The following is a 15,398-nucleotide window of genomic DNA, read 5'->3' on the forward strand; positions in this document are numbered from 1 at the left end:
CTCAACTGATGGCGGTCCAGATCAGGAAGAGCGAGCCGGCGATCAGGGTGACCCAGGTTAGCAGTGTGCCGACGGCCCGGCCGAACGACGTGCCGGACGAGGTCGACAGGCCCCATGCGTGAAGCAGGCGGCCGAGCGTCAGCGTGATCCCGACTGCGTGGACGACCAGGACCGGTGCGCTGGTCAGCGCGAGCGCTCCGAGGATGAGCAGACCGACCGGGACATATTCAATGGCATTGCCGTGAACCCTGCAGGCCCGTTCAAGGGCTTCATTGCCGCCCGTCCCGAAGCCGACCTTGGCGCTCCGGCGATAGCGGACGACGTTGAAGGCGAGGACAATTACGAGCAGCCCGTTGAGGCCGGTATAGAGTGCAAAGGCGTCGAGTGCGGTCATGATCTCTCTCCGTCTGACCTGCCCGCTCCGGGCGGGCCTATTCTGTTTCGGCCGGTTCCCTGACCGCCTGGCGGATGGCGTCCGCCAGCACGGCCGGTTCCTGGGCACCGGACACGGCAAAGCGTCCGTTGAAAATATAGGTGGGCACGCCGGACACGCCGAGCTTGCGATAGAACAGCTCTTCCTCCCAGACAGCCTTCTCGTCGCGATCGGTGGCCAGCAGGTCAGCGGTGACGGCAGCGTCGAGCCCGGCCTTGCCGGCCAGCTCGGCCAGCACGGCGAGGTCGCCAATATCGCGGCCTTCGCTGAAAAAGGCGGCGAACAGCGCTTCGCCCATCGCATCGGACTTGTCCTGGCCGCCGGCCCAACGCATCAGCCGGTGGGCGTTCAGCGTGTTCGGCCGCATGGCGATATCGTCGAAGCGGAAATCGATGCCGGCACCCGGCCCCGCCTGTTCGAGATGGTCGCGCATGGCCTTCCATCGGCCCGAGGCCTCGGCGCCGGAGAATTTCTCGCGCATGTAATCCTTGTAGGGACGCCCTTCGCGCGGCAGCGTCGGGTCGAGCTGGAAGGGGCGCCAGACCGTGTCGACCTTGATGTCACTTGTCAGCTTGCGCGCGTCATCCCAATGGCGCTTGCCGAGCCAGCACCAGGGGCAGACGAGATCGGAGACGATATCAACAGTCACAACATGGGTCATGCGACTGATTTAGGCGTGTTTGCGGCAAATTGCGAGCGCGGCGAGCGGCGCATTCATGAGCCGGTTCGTCATCCCCCCGGCCAGGACACCAGGTCATCGCGGACCTGCGAACGAGGGGATGACGCCCACCGGCCACCCACCGACCGGAAGTCGGGCTAGACAGTTATGTCCAGCAGGGTCTCTGTCATGTCGCTGGCGATACGGGCGGTGACCACGGCGGCGGAGTGTGCGGCCTCGGCCTTTTTCAGCGCCACGGCTGCCTGGATGATGTCTTCTCCCTTGGCCGCATTGTTGACCATCTCACGGGCTGCCACGCCTGCATGGGACTGGGCGGACATCATGCCGGCAACGGCTGTATTGAAAGCGACATTCATGGGCTCACGATACGCCCGCCACGGCGAAGCCCGGAGCGGAGATTGGAATCACGGTTAAGGCCGGGTATCCAAGGCCTGATCGGCGGATCGATGCCCCGTCGCGTCCCCCGGGACTGAAATCAGTCCGTTCCCGCTATTGGCGGGGCGGGCGGTATGGGACAAGCTCCGCATCAATCAGCGGCTACAGGAAGGTGCCACACTGTCATGACCAATTCGTCCACCCCGACCCTCAAGGTTGAGTTCGAACTCTCTGAATCCGATCTCGCCTTCTTCCGGGACCGCCTCGACAAGGCGCGCGAAGATCGTGCCGATCTGGACGAAAGCCGCATTACGGCCGGCGTGGCGGACATGATCACCAAGGCGCTGGCGTCCAATCCGCCGGAATTCGTCAGGACCCGCCTGCGCCAGCTTGGCCCGCTTGTCGCGATGCTGGACGACGCCGAATGGCGCCTCGAGGGCGAAGACCGTGAGCGCGTGCTCAATGCACTGGCCTATTTCGTCGATCCGGACGACCTCATCCCCGACTCGACCCCGGGCATCGGCTATATCGATGACGCCATCATGATCGAGCTGGTCGCGGCCGGCCTGGCGCCGGAACTGGAGGCCTATGCCGAGTTCATCGCCCACCGCGAGGATCTCAAGGCGCCGGACAGCACGCCCAAGCCGCCGCTGGATGAAGTGCGGACGGTCATGCAGGACCGCATGCGTCGCCGCCGCGGTCGCGCCAAGGCCGGTGGCCTGTGGTCACACTCGACGGCGATCCGCCACTATTTCTAGATATTCCGCTTTCAGGAATACCGCAGACAACCGGCCCGGCATCCTCCCTCGACCGGGTCGGTCTGCACCAGGTGATCCGGGCGGTCAGACCGCCCGGATTGCCGGCTGTCTGGATTTGAGGAATTCGGTGACGCCGCGCGCTGCCTGGCGGATGCGCTGCTCGTTCTCCACGAGGGCCAGGCGCACATAGCCTTCGCCATGCTCGCCAAAGCCGATGCCCGGCGCGACCGCGACGCCGGCCTCTTCCATCAATTGCTTGGAAAACTCCAGCGAACCCATTTCCTCGCAGCCGCGTGGCAGCGGGGCCCAGGCAAACATCGACGCTTCCGGCGAGGGAATGGCCCAGCCGGCCCGGCCGAAGCTTTCCACCAGCACATCACGGCGATGCTTGTAGATCGCACGCACCTCGTCGACGCAGTCCTGCGGTCCGTCCAGCGCCGCACAGGCGGCGACCTGGACCGGCGTATAGGCGCCGTAGTCGAGATAGGATTTCACCCGCGCCAGGGCGCTGACCAGTCGTTTCGAGCCGGCCGCAAAGCCGACCCGGAAACCGGCCATGGAATAGGTCTTGGACATTGAGGTGAACTCGATCGTGCGGTCCTTCGCGCCCTCGACCTGCAGCATGGACGGGGTTGGTTCGTCGCCGAAATAGATCTCGGCATAGGCGAGGTCCGACAGGATGAGGAGGTCATGCTCCTCGGCAAAGGCGACCACCCGCCGGTAGTACTCCAGCGTAGCGGTCTGCGCGGTGGGGTTGGAGGGATAACACACCACCACGGCTATCGGTTTCGGCACGGTATGGCGCACCGCATGTTCCAGTCCGCGCAGGTATTCCTCGGGCGAGGGCGCGTGGACATGGCGGATCGTGCCGCCGGCGATCAGGAATCCGAATGTGTGGATCGGATAGGAGGGCGAGGGCGCCAGCACCACATCGCCCGGTGCCGTGATCGCCTGGGCGAGATTGGCAAAGCCTTCCTTCGAGCCCAGCGTGACAATGACCTCGCTGTCCGGATCCAGCTCGACATCGAAGCGCCGCTTGTAATAGCGCGCCTGCGCCTTGCGCAGGCCGGGTATGCCGCGCGAGGCGGAATAGCCATTGGTGCGCGGCTTCTCGGTCGTCTCGCGCAGCTTGGCCAGGATGTGCGGCGGCGTCGGCAGGTCCGGATTGCCCATGCCGAAATCGATGATGTCCGCACCATTGGCCCGCAACTTGGCCTTCAGGCGATTGACTTCTTCGAAAACATAAGGCGGCAGACGCTTGGTGCGGTGAAATTCCATCGTTGAGTCCGGCATGATCGAATTTTTTCCCATAGAACGCGGTCTCGGCTCTTACTGCAAGAGGCTAGACCCAGCGCAAGGCGGGAATTGGCAGGGATCGCGGCGGAAATTGGGCTGTCAGCGCGGCACCCTGCCCGGGCGGGCAGGGTGCTGATTTCATACGGCATGAGGGGCGCCGCTTCAGTTGCCGCAATCGGCCCAATGCGCGCGCAGCAGCGCATCCCATTCCGCGGCGCCGCCATCGCTGACGCGCAGAAGGTTCAGCTCGAAATCCGAATAGCCGGGATGGTTCGGCACCGGAAATGCGGCATGGGTGATGTAGCCCTCGCGCGCATTGATGCGTAGGGTGCCGGCCGGCCCGGTCGAGCGCTCGCCGGTGAGGGCGGTGCCGCTCAGGTCATAGCTGTACTCGCCATTGTCCAGACCGGTCGGGCTGGCGGTGACATCGCCCATCCAGACCAGCGGGTCCGGCGCCGACGGATCGGCCCACAGCAGGGCCATGCCGAAGTCGAAGGCGGCGCCGGGGTCGCGCAGATAGGGTGTGACTGCCGTCAGGCTGGCGAGGTCGAAATCGAACAGGTGCCAGTGCGGCGACGCGATTTCGACGTCATTGCGGATTTCCATATCGGGCAGGCGCACCACCATGTCCATCCGGTCACCGGCCTCGTTCTGCTCAAGGAAGGCGAACTCCATCACCTCCGCCTCGGGGCGCAGCTGCCCGCCGACAAACTGGCGGGCGGAGAAGGTGTCGAGATCGAGCTCTGCAGTCACCAGGGCGGCATTTCCGCACAACCCGTTCTCCTTGTAGACCTCCAGCGAGGTCGGGCTGGCGCGGTAGACGGTGACGCGTTCATCCAGGCTGCCATCCTGGTTGGTGCGCTCGTAGTAGAGTATGCGGCCGACATGGTCGTTCGCCGCGACATGCGCAAACTCGTTGGCCTGGCAGGCCGAGGTCAGAAGGGCGAGGGCGGTCGTGGCGAGGGCGAGGCTCTTGGTCATGGCTCAGGTCTCCGGATTGTAGGACAGGGCTGCGGCCAGCACGGGGTCCGTGCCGGCGGCGTAATCGTCGAAGCGGTAGGGAAGGGTGATGTCAGGCGCGTGATTGGCGCGCGCGTCGCCCGGCGTTGCGGTGGCGTAGTATTCGCTGGCATGGATCAGCGGCAGCCCCGTGTTCGGTGTCACCCAGATATTGGTTTCGCCGTAGTGATTGGGCCGGTCTGCGGCGGCCTGGCCAAAGCGGATCGCGCCGGTCCGGTTTTCGAGCCGGGACAACAGCATGATTGCGGCAGAGTGGGTCTGGCGACCGGTCAGGACGCGAATTCGCCCCGGCCGGGACAATGCCTCGCTGGCTATCAGAACATCGACAAAGGCCGGGTTCAGGGATCCGTCTCCGCCCAGGCAACGGCGCAGGTCCAGAACAAGGACCGGTTCATCGAGCGCTTCAGCCGCGGCGACCGCCTGGCGGGCGAGTCCGGCGAAGGCTTCGGGTTGGTCAGTGATCGAGAACACCTGCAGATAGGCGGCATTGTCCAGGGCGGTGACGAGACGGGCCGGCGCGGTCATCGGGGCCTGCCAGAGCGGGGTCCCGACTGCGGCCGTGTGCCAGGTCGCGACGCCTTGCGGGCCGCCATCCATCGAGAAAACCCAGTCATACCGCATGTCCGCGTCCAGCGGGTGCAGGGTTGCGACGCGGCTCCTGTCTCCATCGGTCAGCGTGAGTGCGATTATCTCAGCCGTTTCGGCCAGGCCCAGTGCGGCCAGCAACTCGGCCTGCATCAGCCATTCCGGCGCCAGCTCGCGGGAGAAGTTCACGGCGTCGCGCGGCAGGATTTCCAGGGTCCGGGCGAGCGCTTCGGCAACCGGGACCCGGCCGAAGGCCTCGACCCGCAAGCCGACCAGTTCAGGGTCGGTTGCGCCGACAATGAAGAGCCCGTCGTCAAAGAGTTCTAAGCGAACCGGCAATGAGCGGAAGCCGGGTCCGGGCGGCAGGCCATCGAACGGAAGGGCATGCATCGGCATCCAGGTATGACCATCGCCGACCAGCGCGAGCAGGCGCGCCATCCCGACAATGCGCCCGGCCTCGGACATTTCGGGCAGGCGGGCGCGATAGGCATCCAGCTGTGCCTCCCAGATTGCCCGCGACGTGGTGTGATGCAGATTGGGATGGTTGGTCTCGAGCGTCTCGACCAGGGCGTCGAGATCTGCATGCCATTCGGCGGGATCATGGGGTGCGGGCTGGGCCAGGGCCGTGCTGGTGGCGAGGGCCAGGCCCAATACGGCCGGGCTGATCGGTATGCGGGTCATGCGGTCTCCGGTTCACTTAAATGGACTTGAGTCCAAATGTCATGATCGAGAGATGCAGCCCGGTCCGGGAATGGATGCAGCGCGCCTCAGCTTTTTCTCGTCAACCCGTCCAGGACCAGCGAAAACCGGGCTTCCAGCAGGGCGGAAAGATCGTCCCGCTGTCCGCCGGCAACCCATTCATGGGCGCTCGCGGTCAGGACTGCGAGCAGCAGGCCGGCAAGGCTGGCGGCTGATTGATCATCGCGGACTTCGCCGGTTGCCTGACCCGCCCGGATGAGAGCCTGCATATGGGTGAGCATGGCGTCATCGGTCTCCCGCTCGGTCGCCGCAAGCGGCTGGCGCGGCGCGGTCAGGCCGGCAATTGCGGCGACGATCCGGCGGTGGCGCATGGCGCGGGTGCCCGCGATGCGGCCCAGATCGAGCATGGAAGCCCGAAAGCCTGGCCGCGGTTTTGCCCGGGCTTCGGCGAGGATCTCATCCGTCATTCGCCTGAAGAAGCATGCCAGGATCAAATTCTTGGACGGGAAATGGTTGAACACGCTCGACCGGGCCATGCCCGCAGCCGCCGCGATATCCGCCATGGTCACCGCGTCCGGCCCGCGTTCCGCGAACAGCTCGATGGCTGCGGCAAGGATGCGGTCATGATTGCGCTGGACGCGGCTGCGGCCGGGCGCTGAGGAGACGGGCGCTGAGGAGACGGGCGCTGAGGAGACGGGCGGCGTATCGGGCATGATCCTGTGTCCCGTGAAACTGGATGTCAGTCCAGTCGATGCGGAGCGGGCGGCAAACGGATGCAGAACAGGCCGCGGGCCCGGCGATTTCCATCATCATGTTGTTTTCGCCTCGCCAAACCCTGTCAATGCGGATTACCGTGCCGGGAAAATGGCCGGGGAGGGCTGCAAGATGTTCCAATCAATGATGACGCCGATACTGGCGCTGGTGTGCTGGACGCTGATCATGTGGGTGTGGATGTATGCCACCCGCATTCCGGCCATGCGCAAGGCGGGGATCGATCCGGCGACCGCGAAAGACAAGTCGGTGATGGACAGGCTGCCCATCGAGGTGCGGCGGATCGCGGACAATTACAATCATCTCCACGAGCAGCCGGTGATCTTCTATGCCCTGGTGCTCTATTCGCATCTTGTCGGCGTGTCGGACGAATTCAACATCATGCTGGCCTGGGCCTATGTGCTGATCCGGGTGATCCATTCGCTGATCCAGTGCCTGTGGAACTTCATCCCGATGCGTTTCCTCGTCTTCTGCCTTGGCTCGATCGTGCTGGTGATCATGGCGGTGCGCAACGTCATGGCGGTGCTGGCCTGAAGCCTGTCTGCCCCGGGTCTCGTCCCGGGGGCCGACAGCGGCTCAGGATTTTCATCGTCCGCGCTAGGTGCTAACGGAGCGACATGCACGCACCTGAAGCCAGACTCGCCCAAGTCATCGACCGCTTCGACCAGGTGGAAGCCCGCCTGGGCGCCGCCGTCGATCCCGATGAAATCGTCAAGCTCTCCAAGGAGCATGCCGAGCTGAAGCCCGTGGCCGAGAAGGCCAATGCGCTGAAATCGGCGCGCGCGGAACTCGCCGAACTCGCCGAGATGATGGAGGGCGAGGACGCCGAGATGGCCGACATGGCGCGTGAGGAATACTACGCGCTGAAAGAACGCCTGCCCGCGCTCGAGCACGATATGAGCCTGATGCTGCTGCCCAAGGACAAGGACGACAGCGCCAATGCCATGATCGAGATACGCGCTGGCACCGGCGGTGATGAAGCCGCCATTTTCGCCGGCAATCTCTATGGCATGTACCAGCGCTATGCCCAGCTGCGTGGCTGGACCTGGGAGCTGGTCTCGGCGTCGGAAGGCGAGCATGGCGGCTACAAGGAAGTCGTCGCGGCGATCTCCGGCAATGGCGTGTTCGGGCGGCTGAAATTCGAGAGCGGTGTGCACCGGGTCCAGCGCGTACCGGCGACGGAAAGCCAAGGGCGGATCCATACGTCTGCCGCGACGGTTGCGATCATGCCGCAGCCGGAAGACATCGATATCGAGCTGGACATGGGCGATGTGCGCGTCGATACGATGCGCGCCTCGGGCGCCGGCGGCCAGCACGTCAACAAGACCGACAGTGCCGTGCGCATGACCCATATCCCGACCGGGCTGGTCGTGGTCTGCCAGGAAAAATCGCAGCACCAGAACCGGGCACGGGCGCAGGAAATCCTGAAGGCCAAGCTGTATGATATGCAGCGCGAGGCCGCGGCGGCCGAGCGCGCCGCCGACCGCAAGGGCCAGATCGGCTCGGGCGACCGCTCCGAGCGCATCCGCACCTATAACTATCCGCAGGGCCGGGTCTCCGATCACCGTATCAACCTGACCCTGTACAAGCTCGACGACATTGTCGCCGGTGACGGGCTGGACGAAGTGATCACGGCGCTGATTTCCGAAGACCAGGCAGCGCGCCTGGCCGCCCTCGAAGCGGACGGGTGAGCCCGATGGCGACCGGCCCTTTCGACAGGCTGGTCGATGCTGCGCGGTCCGGTTTCGACGCCGCCGACCACAAGCCGCTGCTCGAGGCCTGGCAGGGCTTGTCGCTTGCGCAATTGCGCGCAGACCTGATCGAACGCCTGCTCGCGGCCGGTATTGACGAGGCGGCGGATGAGGCCCGGTTCCTGATCTCCCACGTCCTCGCCCCTGTGCCGCTGGCGCAGGCCTTGGCCGATCCGGCCCTGTTTTCCTGGCAACAGGCCGAGGCGGTCGCCGCGCTGGCCTGGCGCCGCCTGCAACGTGTGCCCCTCTCGCAAGTCCTGGGCAGCCAGCCATTCTGGACGCTCGACCTGGCCGTGACACCGGACGTTCTCACCCCGCGCGCGGACACCGAGACCCTCGTCGAGGCGGTGCTGGCGGAAACCGGCTCCGGCGCGGCGCGGCTCGTGGACCTGGGAACGGGCTCGGGCGCCATCCTGCTTGCGCTGCTGTCGGAACGCCCGGCCTGGACGGGGCTTGGCGTGGACCTGTCCGACGCTGCCCTCGCGGTCGCGACCGGCAATGCCGTGCGCTGCGGTCTCGCGAATCGCGCCCGATTCCTGCGTGGGCGCTGGGGGGCGGGGCTGGCCGGAGGCTCGGTCGATATCCTGGTCTCAAACCCGCCCTATATCGTATCTGACGTGCTGGCCGGGCTTGAGCCGGAAGTGCGCGATCATGAACCCGCCCTGGCGCTCGATGGCGGCGCAGACGGGCTGGATGCCTATCGCGACATCATCGCCGATCTGCCGCGCCTGCTGGTGCCGGGCGGCCTGTTTGCGTTTGAGATCGGCCATGATCAGGGCGAGGCCGTCAGCGCTCTGGCGCGCGAGGCCGGCCTGGTTGGTGTCGCCGTGAAGCCGGACCTCGCCGGGCTTGACCGCGTGGTCATCGGGCGGCGTTGAGATGATGACCGCTAAAAGGACTTGGAATGACCGGCCTCGCAGTCTAGGGTCCGGACCAAGGCAGGTGGATCGCGCCAGTACGGGGGTCTCGCGCGGCCGGATGAGCCACCTGCCATTATCCGGTCATTCATTTGGATCCCCAAGTACCAGCGCACAGGCTTGCACCTGCGAATGCACCGCAAAGCCCTAAGCAAGAATGCATCGCTGTTGAACAGGATTAGGCGATATGAAGCGTCAACGTGGTCGAGGACGTAAGCCCGGCAATTCCGCGAACCGTAGCTATGAGAGCAATGGTCCCGAGGTGAAGATCCGTGGCAATGCGTCCCAGATCTATGACAAATACATGCAGCTGGCGCGCGATGCGTCGCTGGCCGGTGACCGCGTGCGGGCGGAAAATCTCTTCCAGCACGCCGAGCACTATCTCCGCATTGTCCAGCTGAACCAGCCCAAGCGTGATCCCAACCAGGATGACGACAATGGCGACAACATGGATGATGACGAGGACGCCAATCAGTTCCAGGGCAGTTATGGCGGTAATGGCAATGGCCAGGAGCGCCAGGAGCGCGGCGAGCGCCAGGACCGCGGTGAACGCCAGGACCGGGGTGATCGCGGTGACCGTCAGCCGCGCGAACGCCGGGATCGTGAGCAGGGCGAAGCCCGCGAGCCGCGCCGCAGCCGCAATAATCGCAGCCGCAATGACCGCTCCAATGAGCGTGATGGTGAGCGCGAGACCCAGGACGATCCGCTCGGCGTGGTGACCCCGCAAGGTGACGCGCCGTCCGAACAGACAGCATCCGACGCACCGAACGAGGCCGGCAACGAGGCTGAAGAGCCGCGGCGCCGGACCCGCCGTCCGCGCCGGACCAAGGCCGAGATGGAAGCCGCCCGCGCGGCCGAAGCCGCGCTCAAGTCCGCCTCGGACAAGGCCGATGAGGGCGGGTCCGACAAGACCGGCGGTGATGGTCCGGAGAGCGAAGCCGCCTAGGCGAGGCTGACCGGATCGCCCGGCGCGATCTCGCCATCTTCCAGGACGCTCAGATAGAGACCGCAATCCATGTGCCCGTAGTGCTCGAACAGCGCTGCGGGCACATTGGTATCGAGCGCGCCGCTTTCCGGATTGACGCTGGTTGCGACGCAGCGCCGGATACGGCTCTCAACCCGGCAGGCGACACCGCCGATGCGGATCGCCTGGCCGACCAGGTCGAATTCTTCCCAGGGCGCCAGACCGTCGATCAGGAGATTGCCGCGAAAGCGAACCGGGTCGAGCGACTGGCCGGTCCGGTCCGAGAGGTCGCGCACCGAGGCGGCATTGATCAGCGAGATCTGCGGCATCGGGATATCCGTCATCGCCTGGCCGGGGGCGTGGACCAGCCGCAGCGGCTCGCGCGCGGCGTCGCCCAGAAGGCCGCGCAGGCAATCGAACAGCGGTGCATGCGTGGCCGGATTGTCCAGCGCGATGGTGACCGGGTCGGCGCCATCCAGACTGACTGAATAGGTGTGCTCGGCCGGCAAATAGCGACAGGTGAGACGGGCCAGTTCTGCCTGCCCGGCCAGCATCAGGAAATGCTTCTTCTTCACATGGCCCGGTGCCGCATCATCGAAGGGCGAGGGTCCGTTCTCGATGGCAAAGGCGCGGTCCATCGGCAGGGTGTGGAAGGCGCGCAAGGCGACATGTGTCAGCGAATCCGGACCAAGTCCTTTGACGGGAAAACGCGTGATGGCTGTAAGCTGCGGCATGGGATTGAGTCGCTCCGTGGGTTCCGCTCGAAACCGGGGTCAGAATGTCGCGGACCGGCCCCTTGTGTGGTGCATATGCAACACCTACATGCGGTCTGACACGCGATCAGGCCGCGCTTGATCAAGGCGGCGGAGCGCAACCTATCTCGCCTTATCCGGGGGATCGACATGGAATTCGAGAACTATACAGACCGCGCGCGGTCCATCATCCAGGCCGCACAGGGCCTGGCGCTTAAATCAAGCCATCAGCAATTCACGCCCGTCCACGTGCTCAAGGCGCTGATGGACGATAATGCCGGTCTGGCCGGTAATCTCATCAAGGCTGCCGGCGGCCGGGCCCGCCAGGTGCAGGACGGAGTCGACCAGGCCCTGGCCGCGATCCCCAAGGTCGAGGGCGGCGAAGCCAAGCTCTATCTCGCGCCCGAAACCGCCAAGCTGTTCGGCGCCGCCGAGGACGCGTCCAAGAAGGCCGGTGACCAGTATGTCACCGCCGAGCGCATCCTGCAGGCGATCTCGCTGGCCAGTGGCTCGAAGGCACACGACATACTCAAGGCCGCCGGTGTCACGCCGCAGGGGCTCAACACCGCCATCAATGATCTGCGCCAGGGCCGGACCGCCGACAGCCAGTCGGCGGAAGAGGGCTATGAGGCGCTGAAGAAATACGCCCGCGATCTCACGGAAGTCGCGCGCGAGGGCAAGCTCGATCCGGTGATCGGCCGCGATGAGGAAATCCGTCGTGCCATCCAGGTCCTGTCGCGCCGGACCAAGAACAACCCCGTGCTGATCGGTGAGCCCGGCGTCGGCAAGACCGCGATCGCTGAAGGTCTCGCCCTGCGCATCGTCAATGGCGATGTGCCGGAAAGCCTGAAGGAGAAACGCCTTCTTGCGCTGGACATGGGCTCGCTGATCGCCGGTGCGAAGTATCGCGGTGAATTCGAGGAACGTCTGAAGGCCGTGCTTTCCGATGTGGAAAGCGCCAATGGCCAGATCATCCTCTTCATCGACGAGATGCACACGCTTGTCGGCGCCGGCAAGACCGATGGGGCGATGGATGCGTCCAACCTTTTGAAGCCGGCCCTGGCGCGCGGCGAGCTGCACTGCGTCGGTGCCACCACGCTGGATGAATACCGCAAGCATGTCGAAAAGGACGCCGCCCTGGCGCGGCGCTTCCAGCCGGTCATGGTGGAAGAACCGACGGTCGCCGATACGGTTTCCATCCTGCGCGGGCTGAAGGAAAAATACGAGGTGCACCATGGCGTGCGCATCGCGGACAGCGCGATTGTTGCTGCGGCCAATCTCTCCAATCGCTACATCACCGACCGTTTCCTGCCCGACAAGGCGATCGACCTGATGGACGAGGCCTCGGCCCGTCTGCGCATGCAGATCGACAGCAAGCCGGAGGAGCTCGACGAGATCGACCGCCGCGCCATCCAGCTCAAGATCGAGGCGGAGGCGCTCAAGAAGGAAGCCGATGACGCGTCCAAGGACCGACTGGCGACGATCTCAAAGGAGGTCGCCGAGCTTGAGTCACGGTCGGCCGAACTGACGGCCGCCTGGCGGGCCGAGAAAGACAAGCTCGCCTCGGCAACAACCTTCAAGGAAGCCATCGACCGGGCACGCTCGGAACTCGCTGACGCCGAACGGCGCGGTGATCTGGGCCGGGCCTCGGAGATCAAGTACGGCCAGCTGCCGGATCTCGAACGCAAGCTCGCCGCGGCCGAGGCCGAGGGTGATAACGGGACCACGATGCAGGAAGTCGTCGATGACGAACAGATCGCCCAGATCGTCTCGCGCTGGACCGGTGTGCCGGTCGACAAGATGCTCGAAGGCGAGCGCGACAAGCTCCTGCGCATGGAAGACGCGTTGCGCGGCCGCGTGATCGGCCAGGACCCGGCGCTGGAAGCCGTCTCCGACGCCGTGCGCCGGGCCCGAGCAGGTTTGAAGGATCCGGCCCGTCCGATCGGCTCCTTCCTTTTCCTTGGCCCGACCGGGGTCGGCAAGACCGAGCTGACCAAGGCGCTCGCCGAATTCCTGTTCGACGACGAGACCGCGGTCTCGCGCCTCGACATGTCGGAATACATGGAGAAACACTCGGTCGCCCGCATGATCGGCGCGCCGCCGGGCTATGTTGGCTATGAGGAAGGCGGTGCCCTGACTGAAGCCGTGCGCCGGCGCCCCTACCAGGTTGTCCTGCTGGACGAGATCGAGAAGGCGCATCCGGACGTGTTCAACGTGCTGCTGCAGGTCCTCGATGATGGCCGGCTGACAGACGGGCAGGGCCGAACCGTCGATTTCCGCAACACGATCATCATCATGACGTCCAATCTGGGGTCTGAACACTTGCAACTCGTCGACGATGTCGAGGAGGCGCGGGACAGTGTGATGGCGGTCGTGCGCGGTCATTTCCGGCCGGAATTCCTCAACCGGATCGACGAGATCATCCTCTTCCGCAAACTGGCCGAGGCCCATATGGGCGCCATCGTCGACATCCAGCTGGGCTATCTCCAGCGCCTGCTGGAAGACCGTCGCATGACGATCGCGATCGATGCCGGTGCCCGAAGCTGGCTGGCCGCCAAGGGCTATGATCCGGCCTATGGCGCGCGTCCCCTGAAGCGCGTCATCCAGAAGGAGCTCCAGGATCCGCTGGCCCGTCTCCTGCTGGAAGGCGGCATCAAGGATGGTGACGCCATCCAGGTCTCCACCGAAGCCGGCGTGCTGACGGTGAATGGTGTCGCGGTCGGCGTGAAGGCGCCGAAGCCGGAAGCGGTGAACTAAAGCTTGGGGACAGGTGGAATTAACGCCGCGCGTTAATTCCACCTGTCCCCGTTTTGCTCAACGCCCCGCAAACCAGCCCTGCGTTCGGTTGGCAAAGGCCACCAGGGACAGCATCACGGGGACTTCCACCAGCACGCCGACCACGGTCGCCAGGGCGGCGCCGGAATTGAGGCCGAACAGGCTGATCGCGACCGCGACGGCCAGTTCGAAGAAGTTCGAGGTGCCAATGAGGGCGCAGGGGGCGGCGATGTTGAAGGGCGCCTTCCACAGCCAGGCGGCGCCATAGGCGATCACGAAAATCCCGTAGGACTGGATAAGGAGCGGCGCGGCGATGATGGCGATCGTGACCGGCCGGGTCAGGATGGTCTCGCCCTGGAAGCCGAACAGGATGATGACCGTGCCGATCAGGCCGATGATCGAGGCGGGCTTGATGGCCGCCGTGAAATCGCCGACGGCCTTGTCCGCCGCCTCGGCCGACTTGCCTCGCGACAGCGCCTTGCGGGCCAGCCAGCCGGCGATCAGCGGGATGACGACATAGAGGCCCACCGAAAGCAGGAGCGTGTCCCAGGGCACGGTGATGTCGGTCACGCCCAGCAGCAGGGCGACGATGGGCGCAAAGGCAACCACCATGATGAGGTCGTTCGCGGCGACCTGGACGAGGGTGTAAATGGCGTCACCCCGGGTCAGCTGGGACCAGACGAAGACCATGGCCGTGCACGGCGCGGCGCCCAGTATGATCACGCCGGCCAGGTATTGCTGCGCGTCCTCGGGCTGCAGCCAGCCGGCAAAGACATGCTCGAAAAAGAGCACACCCAGCAGCGCCATCGAGAAGGGCTTGACCAGCCAGTTGGTGACAAGGGTGATGATCAGACCCTTGGGCCGTTCGCCGACATGGGCCAGCGAGGCAAAGTCGATCTGGATCATCATCGGCCAGACCATGGCCCAGATCAGCACCGCAATGGCGAGATTGACCGAGGCGATTTCGAAGCCGGCCAGCCAGGCAAAGGCGCCGGGCATGATCACGCCGAGCGCGACGCCCGCAGCCATGCCCATGCCGACCCAGACAGACAGCCATTTTTCGAAAAAGCCGATCCCGCCGATGGCGGGCGGGGTGGATGCATCGGGACTGGAAGAGGTCATGTGGAGGATCCGAACCGGGGCTTGATCTGGTCGAGGGCGGATTGCAGGGCTGCGCGGTCATCGCCGCCCAAGACATCGAGCAGGGCGACGATCCGCGCCTCAAGCTCGAGGAAGGTATCATTGAAAGCCTGGCGCGCGGCTTCCGGATCGGCAATCGCGGCCGGGTCGGGCAGGCCCCAATGGGCCCTGACCGGGGCGCCGGGCCAGACCGGGCAGGCTTCTGCCGCCGCGCTGTCGCAGACCGTGATCACCGCGTCGAGTTCGGGCGCGCCGGGTGCAGCAAACTCGTCCCAGCTTTTCGAGCGGTAGCCGCTTGTGGGCAGGCCATGCGCGGCGAGGGTCTGCAGGGCGAGCGGATTGGGCGTTCCGGTCGGTGCCGAGCCGGCCGATACGGCGCGCATGCGGCCGTCACCGCGGGCATTGATCAGCGCTTCGGCGAGAATGGATCGCGCCGAGTTGCCGGTGCACAAAACCAGGATTGTCAGCATGCGACCCCGCCTC

16 protein-coding genes are annotated in these 15,398 nt (G+C 65.2%); 6 read left to right on the plus strand and 10 right to left on the minus strand.

Features of this window, described 5'->3' with window-relative positions:
• Position 1 precedes the first annotated feature (1 nt).
• The 3 genes from QZZ02_RS06015 to QZZ02_RS06025 all read right to left on the minus strand — a co-directional run bounded on the left by QZZ02_RS06015 (position 2) and on the right by QZZ02_RS06025 (position 1,468).
• Positions 2-394: an MAPEG family protein gene (locus tag QZZ02_RS06015; RefSeq protein ID WP_291843020.1), complete on the minus strand. Its 393-nt coding sequence runs from the start codon at positions 392-394 to the stop codon at positions 2-4.
• 37 nt (positions 395-431) lie between these two features.
• On the minus strand, positions 432-1,094 hold the full coding sequence (locus QZZ02_RS06020; protein WP_291843021.1) for a DsbA family oxidoreductase: 663 nt from the start codon (positions 1,092-1,094) through the stop codon (positions 432-434).
• A 155-nt stretch (positions 1,095-1,249) separates the two neighbouring features.
• Positions 1,250-1,468 (minus strand): hypothetical protein, encoded by a 219-nt coding sequence (locus QZZ02_RS06025; RefSeq protein ID WP_291843022.1) that lies wholly within the window; start codon positions 1,466-1,468, stop codon positions 1,250-1,252.
• Positions 1,469-1,672: 204 nt separating this feature from the next.
• On the opposite strand from QZZ02_RS06025, the gene QZZ02_RS06030 reads away from it, so the two are divergent.
• A complete protein-coding gene (locus QZZ02_RS06030; protein WP_291843024.1) occupies positions 1,673-2,245 on the plus strand; it encodes a YkvA family protein in 573 nt (190 codons plus the stop codon).
• An 84-nt stretch (positions 2,246-2,329) separates the two neighbouring features.
• Here the strand turns inward: QZZ02_RS06030 and QZZ02_RS06035 are convergent, their stop codons facing one another.
• The 4 genes from QZZ02_RS06035 to QZZ02_RS06050 all read right to left on the minus strand — a co-directional run bounded on the left by QZZ02_RS06035 (position 2,330) and on the right by QZZ02_RS06050 (position 6,558).
• Positions 2,330-3,538, minus strand: a complete 1,209-nt coding sequence (locus QZZ02_RS06035) for an LL-diaminopimelate aminotransferase (RefSeq protein WP_291843025.1) — start codon at positions 3,536-3,538, stop codon at positions 2,330-2,332.
• 165 nt (positions 3,539-3,703) lie between these two features.
• Positions 3,704-4,522, minus strand: coding sequence for a hypothetical protein (locus tag QZZ02_RS06040; protein ID WP_291843027.1), 819 nt, complete (start codon positions 4,520-4,522; stop codon positions 3,704-3,706).
• A gap of 3 nt (positions 4,523-4,525) precedes the next feature.
• The gene (locus tag QZZ02_RS06045; RefSeq protein ID WP_291843029.1) at positions 4,526-5,827 is read right to left on the minus strand and encodes a hypothetical protein; all 1,302 of its coding nucleotides are present in this window, start codon (positions 5,825-5,827) and stop codon (positions 4,526-4,528) included.
• Positions 5,828-5,913: 86 nt separating this feature from the next.
• Entirely contained in the window at positions 5,914-6,558 is a 645-nt protein-coding gene (locus QZZ02_RS06050; protein ID WP_291843030.1) for a TetR/AcrR family transcriptional regulator, read from the minus strand.
• A 172-nt stretch (positions 6,559-6,730) separates the two neighbouring features.
• Here QZZ02_RS06050 and QZZ02_RS06055 point away from each other — a divergent pair, with 172 nt between their 5' ends.
• The 4 genes from QZZ02_RS06055 (at position 6,731) to QZZ02_RS06070 (ending at position 10,230) form a co-directional block, all read left to right on the plus strand.
• Positions 6,731-7,150, plus strand: coding sequence for an MAPEG family protein (locus tag QZZ02_RS06055; protein ID WP_291843033.1), 420 nt, complete (start codon positions 6,731-6,733; stop codon positions 7,148-7,150).
• An 83-nt stretch (positions 7,151-7,233) separates the two neighbouring features.
• Entirely contained in the window at positions 7,234-8,307 is a 1,074-nt protein-coding gene (gene prfA / locus QZZ02_RS06060; protein WP_291843034.1) for a peptide chain release factor 1, read from the plus strand.
• A gap of 5 nt (positions 8,308-8,312) precedes the next feature.
• Entirely contained in the window at positions 8,313-9,245 is a 933-nt protein-coding gene (gene prmC, locus QZZ02_RS06065; protein WP_291843035.1) for a peptide chain release factor N(5)-glutamine methyltransferase, read from the plus strand.
• 226 nt (positions 9,246-9,471) lie between these two features.
• Positions 9,472-10,230, plus strand: coding sequence for a DUF4167 domain-containing protein (locus QZZ02_RS06070; RefSeq protein ID WP_291843036.1), 759 nt, complete (start codon positions 9,472-9,474; stop codon positions 10,228-10,230).
• On the opposite strand, the gene QZZ02_RS06075 is transcribed toward QZZ02_RS06070, so the two are convergent.
• A complete protein-coding gene (locus tag QZZ02_RS06075; RefSeq protein ID WP_291843037.1) occupies positions 10,227-10,982 on the minus strand; it encodes an MOSC domain-containing protein in 756 nt (251 codons plus the stop codon). The genes QZZ02_RS06070 and QZZ02_RS06075 overlap by 4 nt on opposite strands.
• A gap of 168 nt (positions 10,983-11,150) precedes the next feature.
• Here QZZ02_RS06075 and clpB point away from each other — a divergent pair, with 168 nt between their 5' ends.
• Positions 11,151-13,757, plus strand: a complete 2,607-nt coding sequence (clpB, locus tag QZZ02_RS06080; RefSeq protein WP_291843038.1) for an ATP-dependent chaperone ClpB — start codon at positions 11,151-11,153, stop codon at positions 13,755-13,757.
• A 57-nt stretch (positions 13,758-13,814) separates the two neighbouring features.
• On the opposite strand, the gene arsB is transcribed toward clpB, so the two are convergent.
• Both arsB and QZZ02_RS06090 read right to left on the minus strand, forming a co-directional pair.
• Positions 13,815-14,897, minus strand: a complete 1,083-nt coding sequence (gene arsB, locus QZZ02_RS06085; RefSeq protein ID WP_291843039.1) for an ACR3 family arsenite efflux transporter — start codon at positions 14,895-14,897, stop codon at positions 13,815-13,817.
• On the minus strand, positions 14,894-15,385 hold the full coding sequence (locus QZZ02_RS06090) for an arsenate reductase ArsC (protein ID WP_291843041.1): 492 nt from the start codon (positions 15,383-15,385) through the stop codon (positions 14,894-14,896). Before QZZ02_RS06090 ends, arsB begins: the two co-directional genes overlap by 4 nt.
• Positions 15,386-15,398: the final 13 nt, after the last annotated feature.

Source organism: Maricaulis sp. (assembly GCF_015665295.1).
Classification (GTDB): domain Bacteria; phylum Pseudomonadota; class Alphaproteobacteria; order Caulobacterales; family Maricaulaceae; genus Maricaulis.